The sequence below is a fragment of the Youhaiella tibetensis genome, assembly GCF_008000755.1.
GTDB lineage: Bacteria > Pseudomonadota > Alphaproteobacteria > Rhizobiales > Devosiaceae > Paradevosia > Paradevosia tibetensis.
Genome location: NZ_CP041690.1, coordinates 2,326,738 through 2,345,273, shown reverse-complemented (window position 1 = coordinate 2,345,273; position 18,536 = coordinate 2,326,738). Strand labels below are relative to the sequence as shown.

Annotated in this window: 15 protein-coding genes; 6 read left to right on the top strand and 9 right to left on the bottom strand. The window is 62.9% G+C overall.

Annotated features, from left to right (window positions below; genetic code table 11):
• The first annotated feature begins 1 nt into the window (after position 1).
• Complete coding sequence (locus FNA67_RS11365) at positions 2-616, top strand: TetR/AcrR family transcriptional regulator (RefSeq protein ID WP_188569603.1); 615 nt, start codon at positions 2-4, stop codon at positions 614-616.
• Here FNA67_RS11365 and trmFO read toward each other — a convergent pair.
• On the bottom strand, positions 600-1,988 hold the full coding sequence (trmFO, locus tag FNA67_RS11360; RefSeq protein ID WP_049705218.1) for a methylenetetrahydrofolate--tRNA-(uracil(54)-C(5))-methyltransferase (FADH(2)-oxidizing) TrmFO: 1,389 nt from the start codon (positions 1,986-1,988) through the stop codon (positions 600-602). The genes FNA67_RS11365 and trmFO overlap by 17 nt on opposite strands.
• Positions 1,989-2,063: 75 nt before the next feature.
• On the opposite strand from trmFO, the gene FNA67_RS11355 reads away from it, so the two are divergent.
• Complete coding sequence (locus FNA67_RS11355) at positions 2,064-2,711, top strand: glutathione S-transferase family protein (RefSeq protein ID WP_244616332.1); 648 nt, start codon at positions 2,064-2,066, stop codon at positions 2,709-2,711.
• A gap of 78 nt (positions 2,712-2,789) precedes the next feature.
• Here FNA67_RS11355 and FNA67_RS11350 read toward each other — a convergent pair whose 3' ends face one another.
• The 3 genes from FNA67_RS11350 to uvrA all read right to left on the bottom strand — a co-directional run bounded on the left by FNA67_RS11350 (position 2,790) and on the right by uvrA (position 6,379).
• Positions 2,790-2,939 (bottom strand): DUF1127 domain-containing protein, encoded by a 150-nt coding sequence (locus FNA67_RS11350; RefSeq protein ID WP_082202092.1) that lies wholly within the window; start codon positions 2,937-2,939, stop codon positions 2,790-2,792.
• A gap of 197 nt (positions 2,940-3,136) precedes the next feature.
• Positions 3,137-3,289: a hypothetical protein gene (locus FNA67_RS21930; RefSeq protein ID WP_170267292.1), complete on the bottom strand. Its 153-nt coding sequence runs from the start codon at positions 3,287-3,289 to the stop codon at positions 3,137-3,139.
• 204 nt (positions 3,290-3,493) lie between these two features.
• A complete protein-coding gene (uvrA, locus tag FNA67_RS11345; RefSeq protein WP_147656094.1) occupies positions 3,494-6,379 on the bottom strand; it encodes an excinuclease ABC subunit UvrA in 2,886 nt (961 codons plus the stop codon).
• 444 nt (positions 6,380-6,823) lie between these two features.
• On the opposite strand from uvrA, the gene FNA67_RS11340 reads away from it, so the two are divergent.
• A complete protein-coding gene (locus FNA67_RS11340) occupies positions 6,824-7,324 on the top strand; it encodes a single-stranded DNA-binding protein (RefSeq protein ID WP_049705216.1) in 501 nt (166 codons plus the stop codon).
• A gap of 75 nt (positions 7,325-7,399) precedes the next feature.
• Here the strand turns inward: FNA67_RS11340 and FNA67_RS11335 are convergent, their stop codons facing one another.
• The 3 genes from FNA67_RS11335 to FNA67_RS11325 form a co-directional block, all read right to left on the bottom strand.
• Positions 7,400-7,927, bottom strand: coding sequence for a hypothetical protein (locus FNA67_RS11335; protein ID WP_049705215.1), 528 nt, complete (start codon positions 7,925-7,927; stop codon positions 7,400-7,402).
• On the bottom strand, positions 7,924-10,194 hold the full coding sequence (locus FNA67_RS11330; protein ID WP_147656093.1) for an efflux RND transporter permease subunit: 2,271 nt from the start codon (positions 10,192-10,194) through the stop codon (positions 7,924-7,926). The genes FNA67_RS11335 and FNA67_RS11330 overlap by 4 nt, the downstream gene beginning before the upstream one ends.
• Positions 10,195-10,349: 155 nt before the next feature.
• On the bottom strand, positions 10,350-11,246 hold the full coding sequence (locus tag FNA67_RS11325) for an NAD(P)H-binding protein (protein ID WP_147656092.1): 897 nt from the start codon (positions 11,244-11,246) through the stop codon (positions 10,350-10,352).
• Positions 11,247-11,408: 162 nt separating this feature from the next.
• On the opposite strand from FNA67_RS11325, the gene FNA67_RS11320 reads away from it, so the two are divergent.
• The 3 genes from FNA67_RS11320 to FNA67_RS11310 all read left to right on the top strand — a co-directional run bounded on the left by FNA67_RS11320 (position 11,409) and on the right by FNA67_RS11310 (position 16,509).
• A complete protein-coding gene (locus FNA67_RS11320; RefSeq protein WP_049705211.1) occupies positions 11,409-11,822 on the top strand; it encodes a winged helix-turn-helix transcriptional regulator in 414 nt (137 codons plus the stop codon).
• 88 nt (positions 11,823-11,910) lie between these two features.
• Complete coding sequence (gyrA, locus tag FNA67_RS11315; RefSeq protein ID WP_147656091.1) at positions 11,911-14,664, top strand: DNA gyrase subunit A; 2,754 nt, start codon at positions 11,911-11,913, stop codon at positions 14,662-14,664.
• A gap of 327 nt (positions 14,665-14,991) precedes the next feature.
• A complete protein-coding gene (locus FNA67_RS11310) occupies positions 14,992-16,509 on the top strand; it encodes an ABC-F family ATP-binding cassette domain-containing protein (RefSeq protein WP_147656090.1) in 1,518 nt (505 codons plus the stop codon).
• Positions 16,510-16,561: 52 nt separating this feature from the next.
• Here the strand turns inward: FNA67_RS11310 and glnA are convergent, their stop codons facing one another.
• Positions 16,562-17,971, bottom strand: coding sequence for a type I glutamate--ammonia ligase (glnA, locus tag FNA67_RS11305; protein WP_049705208.1), 1,410 nt, complete (start codon positions 17,969-17,971; stop codon positions 16,562-16,564).
• Between the two features lie 62 nt (positions 17,972-18,033).
• A complete protein-coding gene (locus tag FNA67_RS11300) occupies positions 18,034-18,372 on the bottom strand; it encodes a P-II family nitrogen regulator (protein ID WP_035037599.1) in 339 nt (112 codons plus the stop codon).
• Positions 18,373-18,536: the final 164 nt, after the last annotated feature.

The following is an 18,536-nucleotide window of genomic DNA, read 5'->3' as shown; positions in this document are numbered from 1 at the left end:
GATGGACGAACGGCCCGAGGGTTTGCGTGAACGCAAGAAGCGCCAGACCCGCGCACGCATTCAGCAGGTGGCGCTCGAGCTGTTCCTGAGCAAGGGGTTCGAGGCCACCACGACCGAGGAAATCGCGCGTGCCGCCGATGTTTCCACCGGGACGCTGTTCAACTACTTCCCCACCAAGGAGGCACTGGTGGCGGACGACTATGATCCGCTTTTTCTTGGGCTCCTGGAGGATCGTCCGCTGGACGAACCGGTGCTGGCCAGTCTGAGGCAGGCGTTCCGCGCCGGCCTGGCAACGGTAATGGACCAGGACAAGGATTCGATGGTGGCGCGCGCCCGGTTGGCGCGACAGGTTCCCGCGCTCCGCGCCGCGGCGGCGCTTGACCACGCGCGTAGCGGTGAGGTGCTGTGCACGATCATCGCGCAACGGACCGGTGGCGAGGCGGCTTCGCTCTCGGTGCGGGTGGCGGCGGCAACGATCGTGGCAGCGCTCGAGGCTGCGCTGGCGGCCTGGCTGGATGGGGACTGCAGGGGTGACATAGTGGAAATGGCCGATGCCGCGCTCGATGCGGTCGAGCGCGGGTCCGGCGCGTTGCTGGCCGTCAGGCCCAGACCTTGAGGTCTTCGAGCGCCCGCTCGCTTACGGCCTTCTTCTTGGCCATGGCCTTTTCCGGGCCGCGCCAGCGCTTGACGCCTTCGGGCTTGGTGACAGTCACAGGCGGGAAGAGGCCGAAGTTGACGTTCATGGGCTGGAAGCTGCGCAGCTTCTGCTCGCCATCCTCGATGTGCCCGCCGGTGATGTGGTTGATGAGTGCGCCCATGGCGGTCGTCGCGGGCGGAGCCATCAGCTCGACCCCGCGCAAGGACGCCGCGGCCATGCGACCGGCGATGAGGCCGATGGCTGTGCTTTCGACATAGCCTTCAACGCCCGTGATCTGGCCGGCAAAGCGCAGGCGCGGATCCGCCTTGAGGCGCAGGTCACGACCGAGCACCTTGGGCGAATTGAGGAAGGTATTGTGGTGGAGCCCGCCAAGGCGGGCGAACTGGGCCTGCTCGAGGCCCGGGATCATGCGGAAGATATCGGCCTGCTTGCGGTATTTCAGCTTGGTCTGGAAACCTACCATGTTCCAGAGCGTGCCCAGGGCGTTGTCCTGGCGCAGCTGGACGATGGCGTAGGGCTTGTTTTCCGGATCGCGCGGGTTGGTAAGGCCGACCGGCTTGAGCGGGCCGTGGCGCAGAGTCTCGCGACCGCGTTCGGCCATGACTTCGACGGGCAGGCAGCCATCGAAATAGGGCACGTTCTCCCACTCGTGGTAGACGTGCTTTTCGCCGGTGAGCAGGGCGTCGACGAAGTCGTTGTACTGCTGCTCGGTCATCGGGCAGTTGAGGTAATCGGCGCCGGTGCCGCCGGGGCCGGCCTTGTCATAGCGGGATTGGGCCCAGACGATATCGCGATTGATGCTCTCGCCATGAATGATGGGAGCGATGGCATCGAAAAAGGCGAGGGCATCCTCGCCCGTCAGCTTTTGGATGGCTTCGGCGAGCGGCTGGGACGTGAGCGGGCCGGTGGCGATGATGACATTGTGCCAATCGGCCGGGGGCAGGCCCGTGATCTCGCCGCGCTCGAGGGTGATGTTGGGGTGGCTGGTGATGGCGGCGGTGACGGCATCGGAGAAGCCGACGCGATCGACCGCGAGCGCGCCGCCGGCGGGTAGCTTGTGCCGATCGGCCATCTGCATGATCAGCGAGCCGCAGCGGCGCATTTCCTCATGCAGCAGGCCAACGGCATTGTACTCGTGATCGTCCGAACGGAAGCTGTTGGAACAGACGAGTTCGGCCAGCCCCTCGGTGAGGTGGGCGGGCGACTTCTGGAATGGGCGCATCTCGTGCAGGATGACGCTGGCGCCTGCCTGGGCGGCCTGCCAGGCGGCTTCCGAGCCGGCGAGACCGCCGCCGATGATATGGATGGGTTGCGTGGAGGAACTGGACATGGCGCGGCTTTAGCAACTGCGCCGATCCGGCGCAACACGGTAAGCTTGTGGCCGACTCAACAAGAGGAGAGCCAAGTGACGATCACGCTCTGGGGACGCCTGAATTCGTCCAATGTGCAGAAGGTGAGCTGGCTCCTTGCCGAGCTGGAACTGGACTACGAACACCTGCCTCTGGGCGGCTCGTTCGGCGGCACGGACGATCCGAAATACCGGGCAATGAACCCCAACGGCAAGGTGCCGACGCTGCGCGACGGCGACCTGGTGCTGTGGGAGAGCCATGCGATCGTGCGCTATCTGGCGGCGACCTACGCCTCGGGCCTCATCTGGCCGGTCGAGCCGCGCGAACGCGCCGCTGCCGATCAATGGACGGACTGGACGGCCACGACCTATCAGCCAGCGTGGATCGAGGTGTTCTGGAACCTGGTGCGTACGCCGCTGGACCAGCAGAACCGGGGGGCCATCGACAAGGGCATCGCCCAGACGACCGCATTGCAGCGAATGCTCGACGAGCGCCTTTCACGAGTGCCGTATCTGGGTGGGAAGGAGTTCACCTACGCCGACATCGTTGCTGGGGTTTCGCTCTATCGCTGGTTCACCATGCCGGTGGAGCGCCCGAGCTTGCCGCATTTCGAGGCCTGGTATGAACGGCTCAAGGAACGCAAGGCTTTCCAGGCGGCCGTTTGCGTATCCTACGAGGAACTGGTCGGGCGCCTGGCGTTCTAGGGCCCAAAAACAAGAACACCCGCCTCTTAGAGAGCGGGTGTTCTGAACTTCTCCGCGATGCGGGCAGTCAGCGAACCTTTAGAGGGTGCTGGCATGGTCGCGCGCAATACGGGAGATGTCGCTGCGGGTGATGCCGAGGTCGGTCAGCTGACGGTTGTCGAGAGCGTTCAGCTCACGGACGGTCTGCTGGTAGGCAGCCCACTTGCGAAGGGTCTTGCGAATGTCCATTTGGTGTCTCCTTTCGTCGTACGCACTGTATCTAGTGCCGAGGTCTTGATTTGAGCAGAGGGTGATTGCTCAGATTTGACATGCGAAATCCGCATAACTCTTTTCAAGCGCGTTCATCAGAAATTCAGAATCTGAAAACCGAAGCGGCCGCCCGGTTTCCCGTGACGGCCGCCCGAACATGGATTTCGCGTTGTAAGCTACTTGTCGAACAGACCACGGGTCATCTTGGAAAAATCCGGCCCACAGAGACCGAGCATGTCGGCCTCTCGCGTCGTCGGAACGTCCATTTCCCGCAATGTCTGCTTGATGTCGACCAGTCGCCTTACGCGCCAGACCGCTCTAACAAACATTTGCGCACTTCCTTTCCGAGTTTGCCCCAGTGGGGAAGATGAGCTGAATCGCGCAGTCATGAAATGCCTCAAACCTCAAGCGGGCCATGCGTATCACGCATGCCGATCTTCATTCCCCCGTCATACACATGGGGGAATTTCGACGATTGCCGCAGGGGAATGGCCCAAAAACAAAGGGCGGCACCCAGGCCGCCCTTGCTCACATCACTCTGCCGCCTGACTTCGCGGTGGCCGGCGCGCCATGACTTCCTTGAGGAAGGCGCCCGTGTAAGATCTTGGATTGGCTGCAACATCTTCGGGCGTGCCGACGCCGACAACTTCGCCGCCGCCGTCGCCGCCCTCCGGGCCCATATCGATGATCCAGTCGGCCGTCTTGATGACCTCGAGGTTGTGCTCGATAACGACCACCGTGTTGCCGCCCTCGACCAGTTCGTGCAGGACTTCGAGCAGCTTGGCCACGTCGTGGAAGTGCAGGCCAGTCGTGGGTTCGTCCAGCATATAGAGCGTGCGGCCAGTGGCGCGCTTGGACAACTCCTTGGAGAGCTTGACGCGTTGGGCTTCGCCGCCTGAGAGGGTCGTGGCGGGCTGGCCGATCTTGACGTAACCCAGCCCGACGCGCTGGAGCGTCACCAGCTTGTCGCGGATCGAGGGCACGGCGGCGAAGAACTCCACGCCCTCATCGATGGTCATGTCGAGGATATCGGAGATCGACTTGCCCTTGAACTGGACCTCGAGCGTCTCGCGGTTGTAGCGCTTGCCCTTGCAGACGTCGCAGGTGACGTAGACATCGGGCAAGAAGTGCATCTCGATCTTGAGAACGCCATCGCCCTCGCACTTCTCGCAGCGTCCGCCCTTGACGTTGAAGGAGAAGCGCCCCGGGCCGTAACCGCGGGCCTTGGCTTCCGGCAGTCCGGCGAACCACTCGCGCAGCGGCGTGAAGGCGCCGGTATAGGTGGCGGGGTTCGAGCGGGGCGTGCGCCCGATGGGGCTCTGGTCGATATCGATGACCTTGTCGAGGAACTCCAGGCCAGTCAGCGCCTCGTGAGGCGCCGGCACCACGCGAGCGCCGTTGAGGCGGCGCGCGATGGCCTGGTACATGGTGTCGATCATCAGTGTCGACTTGCCCCCGCCCGAGACGCCGGTGATGGCAACGAACAGGCCCAGTGGAACGTCGACCGAGACATCCTTGAGGTTGTTGCCCGTCGCGCCCTTGAGCGAGAGTTTGCGGGTCTTGGACGGCTCGCGGCGCTCGGCGGGCAGGGGGATGCCCATGCGGCCCGAAAGATAGGCGCCGGTGATGCTGTCCGGATTGTCGATGATATCCTGTGGGGTGCCTTCAGCCACGATATGGCCGCCATGGACGCCGGCGCCCGGGCCGATATCGACAACGTAGTCGGCGGTCAGGATGGCGTCTTCGTCGTGTTCGACCACGATCACGGTGTTGCCGAGGTCGCGCAGCCGGCGCAGGGTTTCGAGCAGGCGTTCGTTATCGCGCTGGTGCAGGCCGATCGAGGGCTCGTCGAGAACGTAGAGCACGCCGGTGAGGCCCGAACCGATCTGGCTGGCCAGGCGGATGCGCTGGCTTTCGCCGCCCGAGAGCGAGCCGGAGTTGCGGGCCAGGGTCAGGTAGTCGAGGCCGACGTCGTTTAGGAAATCCAGGCGCTCGCGGATTTCCTTGAGGACGCGCTCGCCGATGGTGCGCTGGTTGTCGTTGAGGTGCCGGGGCAGCTCCTTCAACCAGTCGGAGGCGTTGCGGATCGACTTTTCGGTCACCTGGCCGATGTGGAGCCCGTTGATCTTGACCGCCAGAGCCTCGGGCTTCAAGCGATAGCCGTTACAGGCGACGCACGGCGCCGAGGACATGTAGCGCTCGATCTCTTCGCGCATGCCGGCGGATTCGGTTTCCTTGTAGCGGCGCTCGAGGTTGCCGATCACGCCTTCGAAGGGCTTGGTGGTCTTATAGGTGCGCAGGCCGTCGTCGTAGACGAAATTGATCTGCGTCTTGCCGGTGCCGTAGAGCAGGGCCTGGCGCACGTCATCGGAGAGATCCTCCCACGCAGATCCGGTGGAGGCGCCATAGTGCCGCGCCACCGCTTCGAGCGTCTGCAGGTAGTAGGGAGCCGAAGTCTTGGACCATGGCAGGATGGCGCCGTCGCGCAGCGACAGCGATGCGTCCGGAACCACAAGGTCCGGGTCGATCTTGCGCTCGGTGCCCAGGCCATCGCATACCGGACAGGCGCCGAACGGGTTGTTGAACGAGAAGAGGCGCGGCTCGATCTCGGCAATCGTGAAGCCGGAGACCGGGCAGGCGAATTTTTCCGAGAACGTGATGCTCTTGGCCGAACCATCGGCCTCCTTCTCGTCGGCGTATTCGACCAGCGCGATGCCGTCGGCAAGCTTGAGCGCCGTCTCGAAGCTTTCGGCCAGGCGCGAAGCGATGTCAGGGGAAACGACCAGGCGGTCGACCACGACTTCAAGGTCATGCTTGAGCTTCTTGTCGAGGCTCGGCGCGTCCTCGATGTCGTAGAACTCGCCGTCGATCTTGACGCGCTGGAAGCCCTTGCGCATCAGGTCGTTGAGTTCGCGCTTGTACTCGCCCTTGCGGCCGCGGATCATTGGCGCGAGGAGGTAGAGACGCGTGCCTTCGGGCAGGGCTAGAACCTTGTCTACCATTTGGGAGACAGTCTGGCTCTCGATGGGAAGGCCGGTGGCGGGCGAATAGGGGATGCCGACGCGCGCGTAGAGCAGGCGGAGGTAATCGTAGATCTCGGTGACGGTGCCCACGGTCGAGCGCGGATTGCGCGAGGTGGTCTTCTGCTCGATCGAGATGGCCGGAGAGAGCCCGTCGATCTGCTCGACATCAGGCTTCTGCATCATTTCCAGGAACTGGCGCGCGTAGGCCGAGAGGCTCTCGACATAGCGCCGCTGACCTTCGGCATAGATGGTGTCGAACGCCAGGGAGGACTTGCCCGAACCCGACAGGCCCGTCATCACGATCAGTTTGTCGCGCGGCAGCCGCAGGTCAACGGACTTGAGGTTGTGCTCCTTGGCACCGCGGATGACGATTTCACGATTGTTGGCGTCGGGCATATTCTGGTCCACGGCTCTATGCCGCTCCGTCGAGCGAAGCGAACGTACGGGTAACGATGCGGTCTGATCCTGGCTGGCAGCCAAGATCGGGAGATAGGCGCGCCGGCGCAGTTTCGCAAGCCAGGCTTGTTTAGCGCAAGGTGGCCGCCGCAGTCCCATCAATCTCGTCGCAGCCCGTGCCGGGCCACGATGCGGCAATATACTAGCGGAAAGAACATAAGCGGAACAGGGTGGATTCGGTCAAGGGTGAATCCACGCAGATCACATCTGCAAAGCGCCCAGATTACTTGACATTTGCTGACATTGACGGAACATATAGAGAACAATGCGGTCTGCGCCTGTTGAAACCTCAAAACAGGGCGGGCGCGGACAGGTGCAACCGCATAAAGTGCGCCAAACGGCGGAGCCGGTGGCTCCAGCCAAACGAGTACGGAAGGACAGGCGATGGCGGGCAGCGTAAACAAGGTCATCTTGATCGGCAATCTCGGTAACGACCCGGAAGTGCGCTCGCTGCCGAGCGGCGGCAAGGTGGTGAACCTGAGCGTGGCGACGACCGATACCTGGCGAGATCGCAATACCGGCGAGCGCAAGGAGCGGACCGAGTGGCACCGTGTGGTGATCTTCAATGAAGGTCTCACCAAGGTAGCCGAGCAGTATCTGCGCAAGGGCAGCAAGGTCTACATCGAAGGCGCGCTGCAGACGCGCAAGTGGCAGGACCAGAGCGGCCAGGACCGCTATTCCACCGAGGTGGTGCTGCAGAACTTCAACTCGAACCTGACCATGCTCGACGGTCGCGGCGACAACGAGGGCGGTGGCTTCTCGGGTCCGCGCGGCGGCGAGGGCGGGTTCGGCGGTCAGTCCAGCGGCGGTGGCGGCCAGAGCCGCCGTCCGTCGAGCACGCCGGCGTTCGAATCCGGCGGAATGGATGACGATATCCCGTTCTGAGCGAACGAGATCGGAATTGAAAAAGGGCGGCCGCAGGGCCGCCCTTTTTCAATGGTGGCCGGCTTTTCCGCCGGATTACTTGGCGAAGGGGACCTTGGCGCGGATGGTGTCGCCGGTGGCGTCATCCACGACGAGGAACTCGACCATGATGGCGTTGTCGAGGAGCGAGATCGACGAGGTGATCGTCATGTCGCGCTTGGCGGCCTCGTCGCGCTCTTTTTCCCGGAGGTTGAAGACGACGCCGTTGCCTTGGCGCTGGCCGATCGCCGTGCCGGTAAACGAGGCATTGGAGGTCATGACGGCCTCGTAGCGCCGCTTGGCGTCGATATAGGCGACCGTGCCGTTAACGGCGAGGTTGCTGCCCGCGAGGGTGCAGCGGCCGGAATAGTTGATCTTGGTGTTGTTGTTGGCCGCCGTCAGGTTGAGCTTGCAAACCACCGTCTCGGTGTTTGCGCCCTGCAACTGACCGCGCCCTTTCCAGTCACCCAGGTAGCTGCCCAGGAATTCGATGTCGGCCTGTGCAGCCATCGCGGGGGCAGCAGCGCCCGCGACCATCAGACCAGCGAGCGCAAGAGCGCGCCACAGGGGTCCGCCGTTGTTCATTTCTTGATGCCTCCAAGAGGATGAAAGAATTTGCCCCCAGCTACGAGCAAGGCCGGGAGAATAAACACATCTCCGATCAGTGCCAGAGCGAGGGTTATCACAAACAAAGAACCGAACAGCGCGACCTGCGGCAGTCCGGAGGTTGCGACAATGCCCGTGCCGGAGCACAGGATGATCGTTGTCGCCACGATTGCCCCACCGATACGCTCCATGGTGTGTCGCACCGCGTCGCGATGTTCACGCCCTTCCTCCCGGCGAGCATGCAGGTAGTGGGAGAGGAAGTGCGTCGTGTCGTCGACCGCAATGCCGAAGGCGATGGTCAACGAGAGGACGGTGGTGAGCTGCAGGCCAGCGCCCGACCACCAGAGATAGGCTTCGGCGCCGAGCACCGGAAAGAGATTGGGAATTGCCGTCGCCATGGCGACCCGCAACGAGCGGAAGGCAAAGCCGATAAGGAAGAGGTTCACCAGCACGCTGAAGGTCAGGTCGAGCTGGAGGCCCTGGACGATATTGTCGGTGGCAAAGGCGGTGAGGATGCGGAAGCCGCCGATCTCGGCGCCCTTGATACCGGCAGCCTCGATCTCGGCCTGTGTCGTGTGCACCAGGTCCTTGAGGGCCTCGGAATCGATGATGGTCGGCATGAACCCGGTCACCAGGGCCTGGGTGCCATCGTCGGTGATGAAGCGGCGCTTGAGGAATTGCCCCACAGAATCGAAGATGTCCTGCCGCGTGAAGCCGGAATCCTCGTAGTGGACGAAACTGGCCGCAGAGATGACCTTGTTCTGTCCAAGATGGCTCTCGAGTATCCGGTGCACGGTACGGATGGTTTCGAAATCGCCGTCGGTGACGTCCGAAACGCCGTCCTTGAGCGGTACGCGGACATAGATGGGGGCAACGCCGCCGACGCCGGCGTCGATATCAACCGCCGCGTCGAGGGCCGAGGAATCCCTGGCGACATAGTCCTCGAATGCGAAACGCGGTTCGACCAGGAAATAGGGAACGAAGAGGGCGGCGGTGACAACGATGGCTCCGGCGGCCATGGCGCGGCTGAAGCGCGTGGCGAGGAACCAGGAGAGCTTCATCGGTGCAGTCAGCACGAAGCCGGTTTGCGGCGGAATCCTGAAGCCGAGGCGAATGGCCAGCTTGAGGACGAGCGGCAGGAACGTCATCAGGCAGACGAAGCTGAGCAGCGAAGCGATTGTACCTGCTATGGAAAATTCCTGGATGCCCTGGCCCGGGGTCAGCGAGAGCGAGGCGAACGAGACCAGTGTGGTGAGCATGGTCAGGGCACTGGCGGGCCCGACGACTTTCACCGTGGTGTCGACGGCCTTGTAGGGATCCATGCCGTCGCGCCAGTAGGCCAGCCAGTTGAAGATGAAGAACAGGCTTTCGGCGAAGGCAATCACCAGCACCAGCGTGGTGACGATAATGGTGAGGAACGAGAACGAGCCGAAGAACAGCAGCACGATACCCATCACCCACATCACGGCGATGAATGGCGTGGCTGATACCAGGATGGCGCCCCAGAAGGAGCGCAGGCTGACCAGGGCGATTAGGGCGCCAAGGGCAAAGCCGTAGATGGTGAACTTGACCTGGTCGTCAACCGCCGCATTGAGCATCTCGGCGGTCCACATCGGCGGGCCGGTCAGTTCGATCTGGATGCTGTCACTGGCATATTGGGCCGCAACATCCTTGAGCTGGGCAATCATCTCCTTGGTGCCGTCGCCGCGGGTCATTTCGGCATTGGGGAAGAGGATCATCACGATGCCGGTGAGGTCCGGCGTGATGAGGTTGCGCATCAGCGGATCGTTCTGCTGGAGATCGCTCAGCGCCGCGGCGACTTCCTCCCGGCTGGTCATGCCCTCGGGCACGGCGGGTACCGACCCGCCATATTCGCTTGGCCGGCGCAGGGTGAACGGGGACATCGTGCCGGCCGCGTAATCGTTGAGTTCGAGGTCGAACGCAAGGTTGCGCAACTGCTCGAGCACGGCCGGATCGGTCAGGTCAGGAGAGGACACCAGGAAATAGATGTCGTTCTCGAAGGTGCCGAAGGTCTGGGAGAGGCGTTCGTAGGTGTCGTACTCGGCACCGGAATGCGCGAAGATGCGCATGAGATCGCCATCGACATTGGCGCGCGGGATCTGGCCAACGGCCAGCACGGTGAGTGCGATCACCGCCGCAGCGAGGAGGCGCGGATATTTGAGCGTCAGAAAGCCGAGATGTTCGAGGCCGAAACCGATTGACCGGGTCCGCCAGTAATGAACCAAGGACCGCCCGATCGACAACGGAATCAACTCCCCCACGAAGAAGCCCCAACAGGGGGGCTTTAGTACGAGCTCAGGGGGCTTCCGTCCAGCACCGGCATGGGGTTATGAGCCCGGAATTGCGGGCCGCCGCAGCTATTTCGGCGGCCCGCGTCCGATCAGGCTGCCAACTTGGCTCTGTTGGCGAGGAGAACGTCGCGCACGCTACGCGGTTTGCGGCCCGTCAGGACCTCAACGGCATCGGTGACGATGGCGTGGTAACCCTGTGCGGTGTCCAGGTCGAACTGAGCGGCAATACCGATGAACGCCTCGGGTACACCGGCGGCGCGCAGGCCGGCGCGGAAGTCTTCGCCAGAGAGGGCGACAGCCTCCACGGGTTTGCCCGACAGTTCACTGAGCAGCGCTGCGACCTCGGCCTGGGTCAACGCCTCGGGGCCGCCGACGTCATAGATGCGCTTGCCTTCTGCCAGCAAGAGTGCGCCGGCGGCTGCGGCCGCGGCGTCGTCATGGGCGACAGAGGCTCGGCCCGCTTTGCCTTGGGCATGGTAAAGCTTGCCGCTGGCGATGGCTGCGCCCGCCGACTGCAAGATACCTTCGGCGTAGAGATTGTTGCGAAGCGAGGACCAGTCTGCCTTTCCCGCGGCGAGGCGCGCCTCGGTCCAGAAATGGTCGTCGGGGATGACGCTGGCGGGATCGGCGCTCGGGTAGGGCGCGGTAAGGCTCGTATAGACGATGTGGCTGACGCCGGCTCGCTCTGCCGCGTCGATGGCGCGGATGTGCTGGGCCTTGCGACCGCCGGGAATGCCCACGGTGTCGGTGCTGATGAGAAGCAGGCGGTCGACACCCTTGAAGGCCGCGTCAAGGGAAGCCGTATCATCGAAGCTGCCGGCCCGCACTTCTACGCCTTTGGCGGCGAGGTCCGCGATCTTGTCCGGGCTGCGGGTCATGGCGACGATCTTCTGGGCGCCGCGGGCGAGCAGCTGGTCGACGGCCTTGCGCCCGAGATGGCCGCTGGCGCCCGTGACGAGCAGGGTTGTATTGGCGAAATTTGCCATGGGAGTCTCCGTTCGTGGAAGCGCTGCACAGGGCAGTCGCTCGCTCTCTGTTGAAAACTAGGTCTCTAAAAGAGATTGCCTTCGATATAGCGGCGACGTATCCAGGGCGAAAGAAGGCACTTTCGCCGCGGAAGGTCACCGCGCGGTAACCGGGAGTTTCAGATGTCAGATGATGCCGCCAGGCTCGAAGCCGTGGTCACTCAATTTCGGAAGGCAGGGATCAACGGCGCACTGGCTGATTGTCCCGTGCGCGGCATACTCGACAAAATAAGCGACAAATGGAGCATGCTCATCGTGCTAGAACTAGCGCCAGGGGCGATGCGCTTCAATCAGATTCGGCGAGCAATTCCCGATATTTCCCAGAAGATGCTGACGCAGACGCTCAAGGAGCTGCAGCGCGACGGGCTGGTTTCCCGCACGGTTTTCCCGACGGTTCCGCCGGCGGTGGAGTACGAGCTGACAGAACTCGGCGTGTCGCTGCTGCGGCCGTTCTCCATTCTCGTCGAATGGGCGGATGCGCGATACCAGCAGATCGAGCGGGCGCGCAGCGACTTCGACGCGCAAGCGGTCGCCTAACGGGCGTTAACAACTCAGCAACCGGATTTGGGTCCGGGCCAGGAATCGCCTATATCATGGCCATGTTGGCAAACATCGAATCAGCCCAGTGACAGATATCCCTGACGACGCGAACGGCGCTGCGACGCCTTCCGATATCGCTCTCGTTTCCATCACCGACGAAATGCGCAAGTCGTATCTCGATTACGCCATGAGCGTGATCGTGAGCCGCGCGCTGCCGGACGTGCGGGACGGTCTCAAGCCGGTGCACCGGCGCATCCTGTTTTCGATGAACGAGCAGGGCTACGAGTGGAACCGGCCCTACAGGAAGTCGGCCCGCGTGGTCGGCGACGTTATCGGTAAGTATCACCCGCATGGCGACGCCGCCGTCTACATGTCGCTGGTGCGCATGGCGCAGGATTTCTCGATGGGCGTCACGCTCATCGACGGGCAGGGCAATTTCGGTTCGGTCGACGGCGATGATCCGGCCGCCATGCGCTACACCGAAGTGCGCATGGAGAAGGTCACGGGCTTCCTGCTCGAGGATCTCGACAAGGATACCGTCAACTTCAAGGACAACTACGACGCCTCCGAGCGCGAGCCTGTCGTCCTGCCCGCACGGTTCCCGAACCTGCTGGTCAATGGCGGCGGCGGCATCGCCGTGGGCATGGCCACCAATATTCCGACGCACAACCTGCGCGAAGTCATCGACGCCACGCTGCTGATGATGGACAACCCCAGCGCGACGATCGACCAGATCCTCGAAGTCATGCCCGGGCCGGATTTTCCGACCGCAGGCCTGATCCTCGGGCGCTCGGGCATCCGCCAGGCCTATGAGACCGGGCGCGGCTCGGTGCTCATGCGCGGCAAGGTGGCGATCGAAGAGGTCCGCAAGGAACGCGAAGCGCTTATCATCACCGAGATTCCCTATCAGGTGAACAAGGCGCAGATGATCGAGAAGATCGCCGAACTGGTGCGCGACAAGCGCGTCGAAGGCATCTCCGACATGCGCGACGAGTCCGATCGCAACGGCATGCGCGTGGTGATCGAGATCAAGCGCGACGCGCTGCCTGACGTGGTGCTCAACCAGCTCTATCGCTACACGCCGCTGCAGTCCTCGTTCGGCTGCAACTTCGTGGCGCTCAACGGTGGCAAGCCCGAGCTGATGAACGTGCAGACGATCCTGTCCGCCTTCATCGCCTTCCGCGAGGAAGTGGTAACGCGCCGTGCCAAGTTCCTGCTCAACAAGGCGCGCGATCGTGCCCACATCTTGGTGGGCCTGGCGGTCGCGGTGGCCAACGTTGACGAAGTCATCGCTCTTATTCGCGCCGCGCCCGATCCGGCGACGGCGCGTGAGCGGCTGATGGTACGCAACTGGCCTGCCCGCGACGTGGCGCCGTTGATCGCCCTTATCGACGATCCGCGACACCGGATCGAAGAGGACGGCACGTTCAAGCTCTCGGACGAGCAGGCCCGCGCCATCCTGGCGCTGACGCTCTCGCGCCTCACGGCACTCGGCCGCGACGAAATCGGCAACGAACTGGACGGGCTGGGCAAGGACATTGCCGAGTACCTCGATATCCTGCGTTCGCGCGAACGGGTGCGCCAGATCATCCGCGACGAACTCGTCGAAGTCCGCGAGCAGTTCGGGACCGACCGCAAGACGGTCATCGAAGAGAATTTCGGCGACCTCGACGATGAGGACCTGATCGCACGCGAAGACATGGTGGTGACCGTCACGCATGGCGGCTACATCAAGCGCGTGCCGCTCAACCAGTACCGCGCGCAGCATCGCGGCGGGAAGGGGCGCTCGGGCATGGCCACGCGCGACGAAGATTTCGTCTCGCGCCTCTTCGTCACCAGCACGCATACGCCCGTGCTGTTCTTCACCTCCCGCGGCATCGTCTACAAGCTCAAGGTCTGGAGGCTGCCGCTGGCCGCTCCCCAGGCGCGCGGCAAGGCGCTGATCAATATCCTGCCGCTCGAGCAAGGCGAGCGCATCACCTCGATCATGCCACTGCCCGAGGACGAGGAGAGCTGGCAGAACCTGGACATCATGTTCTCGACCACGCGCGGCACGGTTCGCCGCAACTCGCTGGCCGATTTCGTGGAAGTGCGCCAGAACGGCAAGATCGCCATGAAGCTGGACGAGGGCGATGGCATCGTGGACGTTGCGACCTGTTCGGCCAACGACGACGTGTTGCTGACCACCGCACAGGGCCAGGCGATCCGCTTCCAGGTCGATGAGGTTCGCGTCTTCAAGGGGCGCGACTCCACCGGCGTGCGCGGCATCGCGCTGGCCGAGGGTGACAAGATCATCTCGATGGCCATTCTCCACCACTTCGAGGCCAGCCCGGACGAACGTGCGGCCTACCTCAAGATGAGCCGAGCCGTCCGCGGCGAGGGCGAGTCGGAGGAGGGTGGTTCGGAGGATGCCGAGGAAGCCGTGGCCGGAGAGCTCTCCCAGGAGCGCTATGCGGCGATGAGCGCGGCCGAGCAGTTCATCCTCACCATTTCCGAGAATGGCTACGGCAAGCGCACTTCCAGCCACGAGTACCGGATCACCGGGCGCGGCGGTAAGGGTATCGTCGCGATGGCGGTCAACAAGCGGAATGGCGAGCTCGTCGCATCCTTCCCGGTGCTGGACGAGGATCAGATCATGCTGATCACCGATGCCGGCCAGACCATCCGCATTCCGGTGGGTGGCGACAAGCCGATCCGCATCGTCTCGCGCGGTAGCCAGGGCGTGATCGTGCTCGATACTGCCGATGGCGAGCGCGTGGTGTCGGTGGAGCGCATCAGCGAACCCGAGGACGAGGAAGGCGAGGGCGGTGGCGAAGAAGCGCCGGTCGCCGAGGAATAGGTTCCTCTCGAGTTATAGGGCCGGCGATCCGATCGCCGGCCCTTTCGTTTTGTGCCAGGCTTGCTAAGCCTGCGAATCCTCTGCTAGCTTTCCCCAATCGAAACCGCGAACCCAAGGAGGGCTACGTGCAGCTATTTTTTTGGCACCACCGTCAGCGTGGCCCCGTCTTCGCCCTGCGGCACATCTGCTTGCAGGGCTGACCTAAGCGGTTCCTGACGTCCATTTCCCGTCGTGATCGACCTGGTCTGCCCTTAGTGGCGTTCGGCTGTCTGGCTGAATTGCCTTTGGGATTTTCTGGCGCGCTGCGCCACACCGGGAAGACGAAAAATGGGCTCCATCAGCCTCCGCAATGTCAGCATCACCGCAACCGATCCGCTTTTCGCCGGACTTGATTTTGTAATCGCCGAGGGCGATCGCGTCGGCCTTGTCGCCGGCAACGGTCGCGGCAAGACCTCGCTTCTCAGATGCATGACGGGCGAGGGCGAACCAACCTCGGGCGAAATCGTGCGTTCGCGCGGCATGCGCGTCGGGTTCGTTGAGCAGGACGTGCCCGAAGCGTTGCTCGACCTCACCCTCCACGAGGCTGTGCGACGCGCGCTACCGCCCCATCAGCGCGAAGACGAGACCTGGCGGGTGGATGTGGTGCTCGATGAGTTCGAGACGCCGCAGGACATGCGCGAGCGACCTGTGCGGGCCTTGAGCGGCGGCTGGCAGCGACTGATGCTGATCGCCCGTGTCTGGGTGACCGAGCCGGATGCGCTGCTGCTGGACGAGCCGACGAACCATCTGGACCTGGCCAAGATCTACCAGCTTGAGACCTGGCTCAACCTGGCGGCGCGGAATATTCCGGTGGTGATAGCCAGCCACGACCGCGCGTTTCTCGACGCCGTGACGAACAGGACGCTGTTCCTGCGTCCTGAGGCTTCGCAGTATTTTCCGCTTCCTTATGGGCGGGCGCGCGAGGCGCTCGAGGAGGTGGATGCGGCCGCGCAGGCACGCCAGGAACGGGAGCTCAAGGAAGTCTCGCGGCTGCGCAAGCAGGCGGCAAAGCTCACCAATATCGGCATCAATTCGGGTAGCGACCTGCTCACCAAGAAGTCCAAGCAATTGCGAGAGCGCGCCGAGAAGATCGAAAGTGCAGTGACTTCGCTGCACAAGGAACGGTCGGGCGACATCCGTCTCGCCAACAGCGGCACACATGCCAAGGTGTTGATTGCGATAGAGGACCTGAGCGTCTCGCCCCCCGACGGGGCGCCATTGTTCAAGGTACCAAAGCTACACATCTTTCAGGGCGACAGGCTTGTGGTGCTTGGACGCAACGGAACAGGCAAGACCCAGTTGGTACGCCTGCTTCACCAGGCAATCGAAACATCAGGAAGTGTCGAAGGAATCCGCGTGAGCCCATCGGTCAGGCTCGGCTATACGGATCAGGCCCTCTCCCAGCTCCCGGTGCGCAGCTCGCCCTCCGACTATATCGGTGGCTTTGGGCTGGGCGACCAGCGAACCATTTCATTGCTGGCGGGAGCAGGGTTCGCGGTCGAAAAGCAAAGTCGACCGATTTCAGAGCTCTCGTTCGGGCAGCGTGCGCGTCTGGGTCTGCTGGCGCTTCGCCTCAGGGAGCCAAACTTCTACCTGATGGACGAGCCGACCAACCATGTCGACATCGTCGGGCAGGAGAGGCTCGAGGCCGAAATCCTTGAGCACGAGGCGACGTGCGTCCTGGTTTCGCACGATCGCAGCTTCGTCCGGAACATCGGCACGCGGTTCCTCCTGATCGAGGGGAAAAGGCTGGTGGAGGTGGAAACACCCGATGCCTTTTTCGAAACCGTCGCGATCGAAAGATAAGTGCAAACAAAAAGGGCCCAGAAGGGCCCTTTTCGTATTCTGGCGCAACCGCTTAGGCGGAGTAGTACATCTCGTACTCGACCGGGTGCGGGGTGTGCTCGAACTTGACCACTTCCTGCATCTTGAGCTCGATGTAGCTGTCGATGAAGTCGTCGTCCATCACGCCGCCGACCTTGAGGAAGTCGCGGTTCTTGTCGAGGTTCTCGAGAGCTTCGCGGAGCGAACCGGAAACGGTCGGGATCTCCTTGAGTTCTTCCTTGGGCAGCTCGTAGAGATCCTTGTCCATGGCGTCGCCCGGGTGGATCTTGTTCTTGATGCCGTCGAGGCCGGCCATCAGCAGGGCAGTGAACGCCAGGTAGGGGTTCGCCAGCGGATCGGGGAAGCGGACTTCCACGCGCTTTGCCTTCGGCGACTGGCCGAACGGAATACGGCAGGAGGCCGAACGGTTACGTGCCGAGTAGGCCAGCAGAACCGGAGCCTCGAAGCCCGGGACCAGGCGCTTGTAGCTGTTGGTGGTCGGGTTGGTGAAGGCGTTGATGGCCTTGGCGTGCTTGATGACGCCGCCGATGTAGTAGAGGGCGTCCAGCGACAGGCCCGCATACTGGTCACCGGCGAAGAGCGGCTTGCCGTCCTTCCAGATCGACTGGTGGCAGTGCATGCCCGAACCGTTGTCGCCGTAAACCGGCTTCGGCATGAAGGTCGCGGTCTTGCCATAGGCATTGGCGACCTGCTGGATGACGTACTTGTAGATGAGCACGTCATCGGCCGACTTGATCATCGGCTGGAAGCGGATGCCGAGTTCGTGCTGGGCCGAGGCCACTTCGTGGTGGTGCTTCTCGATCACGACGCCCATGGCGCCCATGGCTTCGAGCATTTCACCGCGCATGTCCTGGGCGGAGTCCAGCGGCGGGACCGGGAAATAGCCCTTCTTGAGGCCGATGTGGTAGCCGTTGTTGCCGTTCTCGTAGACTGCGTCGTTGTTGGTCGGCAGTTCCGAGGAATCGACTTCGAAGCCAACCTTGTAGGTGGTGTTCGAGTAACGGACGTCATCGAAGATGAAGAACTCGGGTTCCGGGCCGAACACGACCGAGTCACCGATGCCCGACGACTTGACGTAGGCTTCAGCCTTCTTAGCGATCGAGCGCGGATCGCGGTTGTAGGGCTGGTAGGTGTTGGGCTCGAGAATGTCGCAGTTGATAGCGAGGGTGGAGGCGCCGAAGAAGGGGTCCAGGTAAGCCGAGGCCGGATCGGGCATCAGCACCATGTCGGACTCGTTGATGGCCTTCCAGCCGGCGATGGAGGAACCGTCGAACATGACGCCTTCCTCGAACATGTCCTCGTCCACGACCGACTGGTCCATGGTGACGTGCTGCAGCTTGCCGCGCAGGTCGGTGAAGCGCAGGTCGACGTATTTGATGTTCTCTTCCTTGATGCGCTTAAGGATGTCGCTTCCAGTGGTCATTGTTCTTCCTCAGTCTGAACCAGTGGTTTGTGGGGTAGGCGGCTCGCTCTATCCGGGAGGGATCAGAGAGCGTCGTCGCCGAATTCGCCGGTGCGGATACGAATGGCCTGCTCGATCGTGTAGACGAAGATCTTGCCATCGCCGATGCGGCCGGTCTGGGCGGCGTTGCGAATGGCCTCGATGGCCTTCTCCGCCAGATCGTCAGGGCACACGACCTCGACTTTGACCTTCGGCAGGAAGTCCACGACGTATTCGGCGCCGCGGTAAAGTTCGGTGTGGCCTTTCTGGCGGCCGAAGCCCTTGGCCTCGGTCACGGTGATGCCTTGCAGGCCAACTTCCTGCAGCGCCTCTTTGACTTCGTCGAGCTTGAACGGCTTAACGATCGCCTCGATTTTCTTCATTGCGCGCCTCCACGAGGACGGTTCGGCGGAGACTTGGCGTCTCCTGTCGAACTTGTCGTCCGGTCTTGCAAACAAGGAACGCCAGTCAGCGTTCCGGGCCCCCCGGTCGGGTGCCGCTTAACCGTATGCAGGGGGCGTGCCAGTTGTGCCAGTGCCTCGCAAAA

What these genes read in the sequence shown, in the direction of transcription:
- FNA67_RS11365 (WP_188569603.1), top strand. Translation starts at nt 2, where the DNA reads ATGGACGAACGGCCCGAGGGTTTGCGTGAACGCAAGAAGCGCCAGACC.
- trmFO (WP_049705218.1), bottom strand. Translation starts at nt 1,988, where the DNA reads ATGTCCAGTTCCTCCACGCAACCCATCCATATCATCGGCGGCGGTCTC.
- FNA67_RS11350 (WP_082202092.1), bottom strand. Translation starts at nt 2,939, where the DNA reads ATGGACATTCGCAAGACCCTTCGCAAGTGGGCTGCCTACCAGCAGACC.
- FNA67_RS21930 (WP_170267292.1), bottom strand. Translation starts at nt 3,289, where the DNA reads ATGTTTGTTAGAGCGGTCTGGCGCGTAAGGCGACTGGTCGACATCAAG.
- uvrA (WP_147656094.1), bottom strand. Translation starts at nt 6,379, where the DNA reads ATGCCCGACGCCAACAATCGTGAAATCGTCATCCGCGGTGCCAAGGAG.
- FNA67_RS11340 (WP_049705216.1), top strand. Translation starts at nt 6,824, where the DNA reads ATGGCGGGCAGCGTAAACAAGGTCATCTTGATCGGCAATCTCGGTAAC.
- FNA67_RS11335 (WP_049705215.1), bottom strand. Translation starts at nt 7,927, where the DNA reads ATGAACAACGGCGGACCCCTGTGGCGCGCTCTTGCGCTCGCTGGTCTG.
- FNA67_RS11325 (WP_147656092.1), bottom strand. Translation starts at nt 11,246, where the DNA reads ATGGCAAATTTCGCCAATACAACCCTGCTCGTCACGGGCGCCAGCGGC.
- FNA67_RS11320 (WP_049705211.1), top strand. Translation starts at nt 11,409, where the DNA reads ATGTCAGATGATGCCGCCAGGCTCGAAGCCGTGGTCACTCAATTTCGG.
- FNA67_RS11310 (WP_147656090.1), top strand. Translation starts at nt 14,992, where the DNA reads ATGGGCTCCATCAGCCTCCGCAATGTCAGCATCACCGCAACCGATCCG.
- glnA (WP_049705208.1), bottom strand. Translation starts at nt 17,971, where the DNA reads ATGACCACTGGAAGCGACATCCTTAAGCGCATCAAGGAAGAGAACATC.
- FNA67_RS11300 (WP_035037599.1), bottom strand. Translation starts at nt 18,372, where the DNA reads ATGAAGAAAATCGAGGCGATCGTTAAGCCGTTCAAGCTCGACGAAGTC.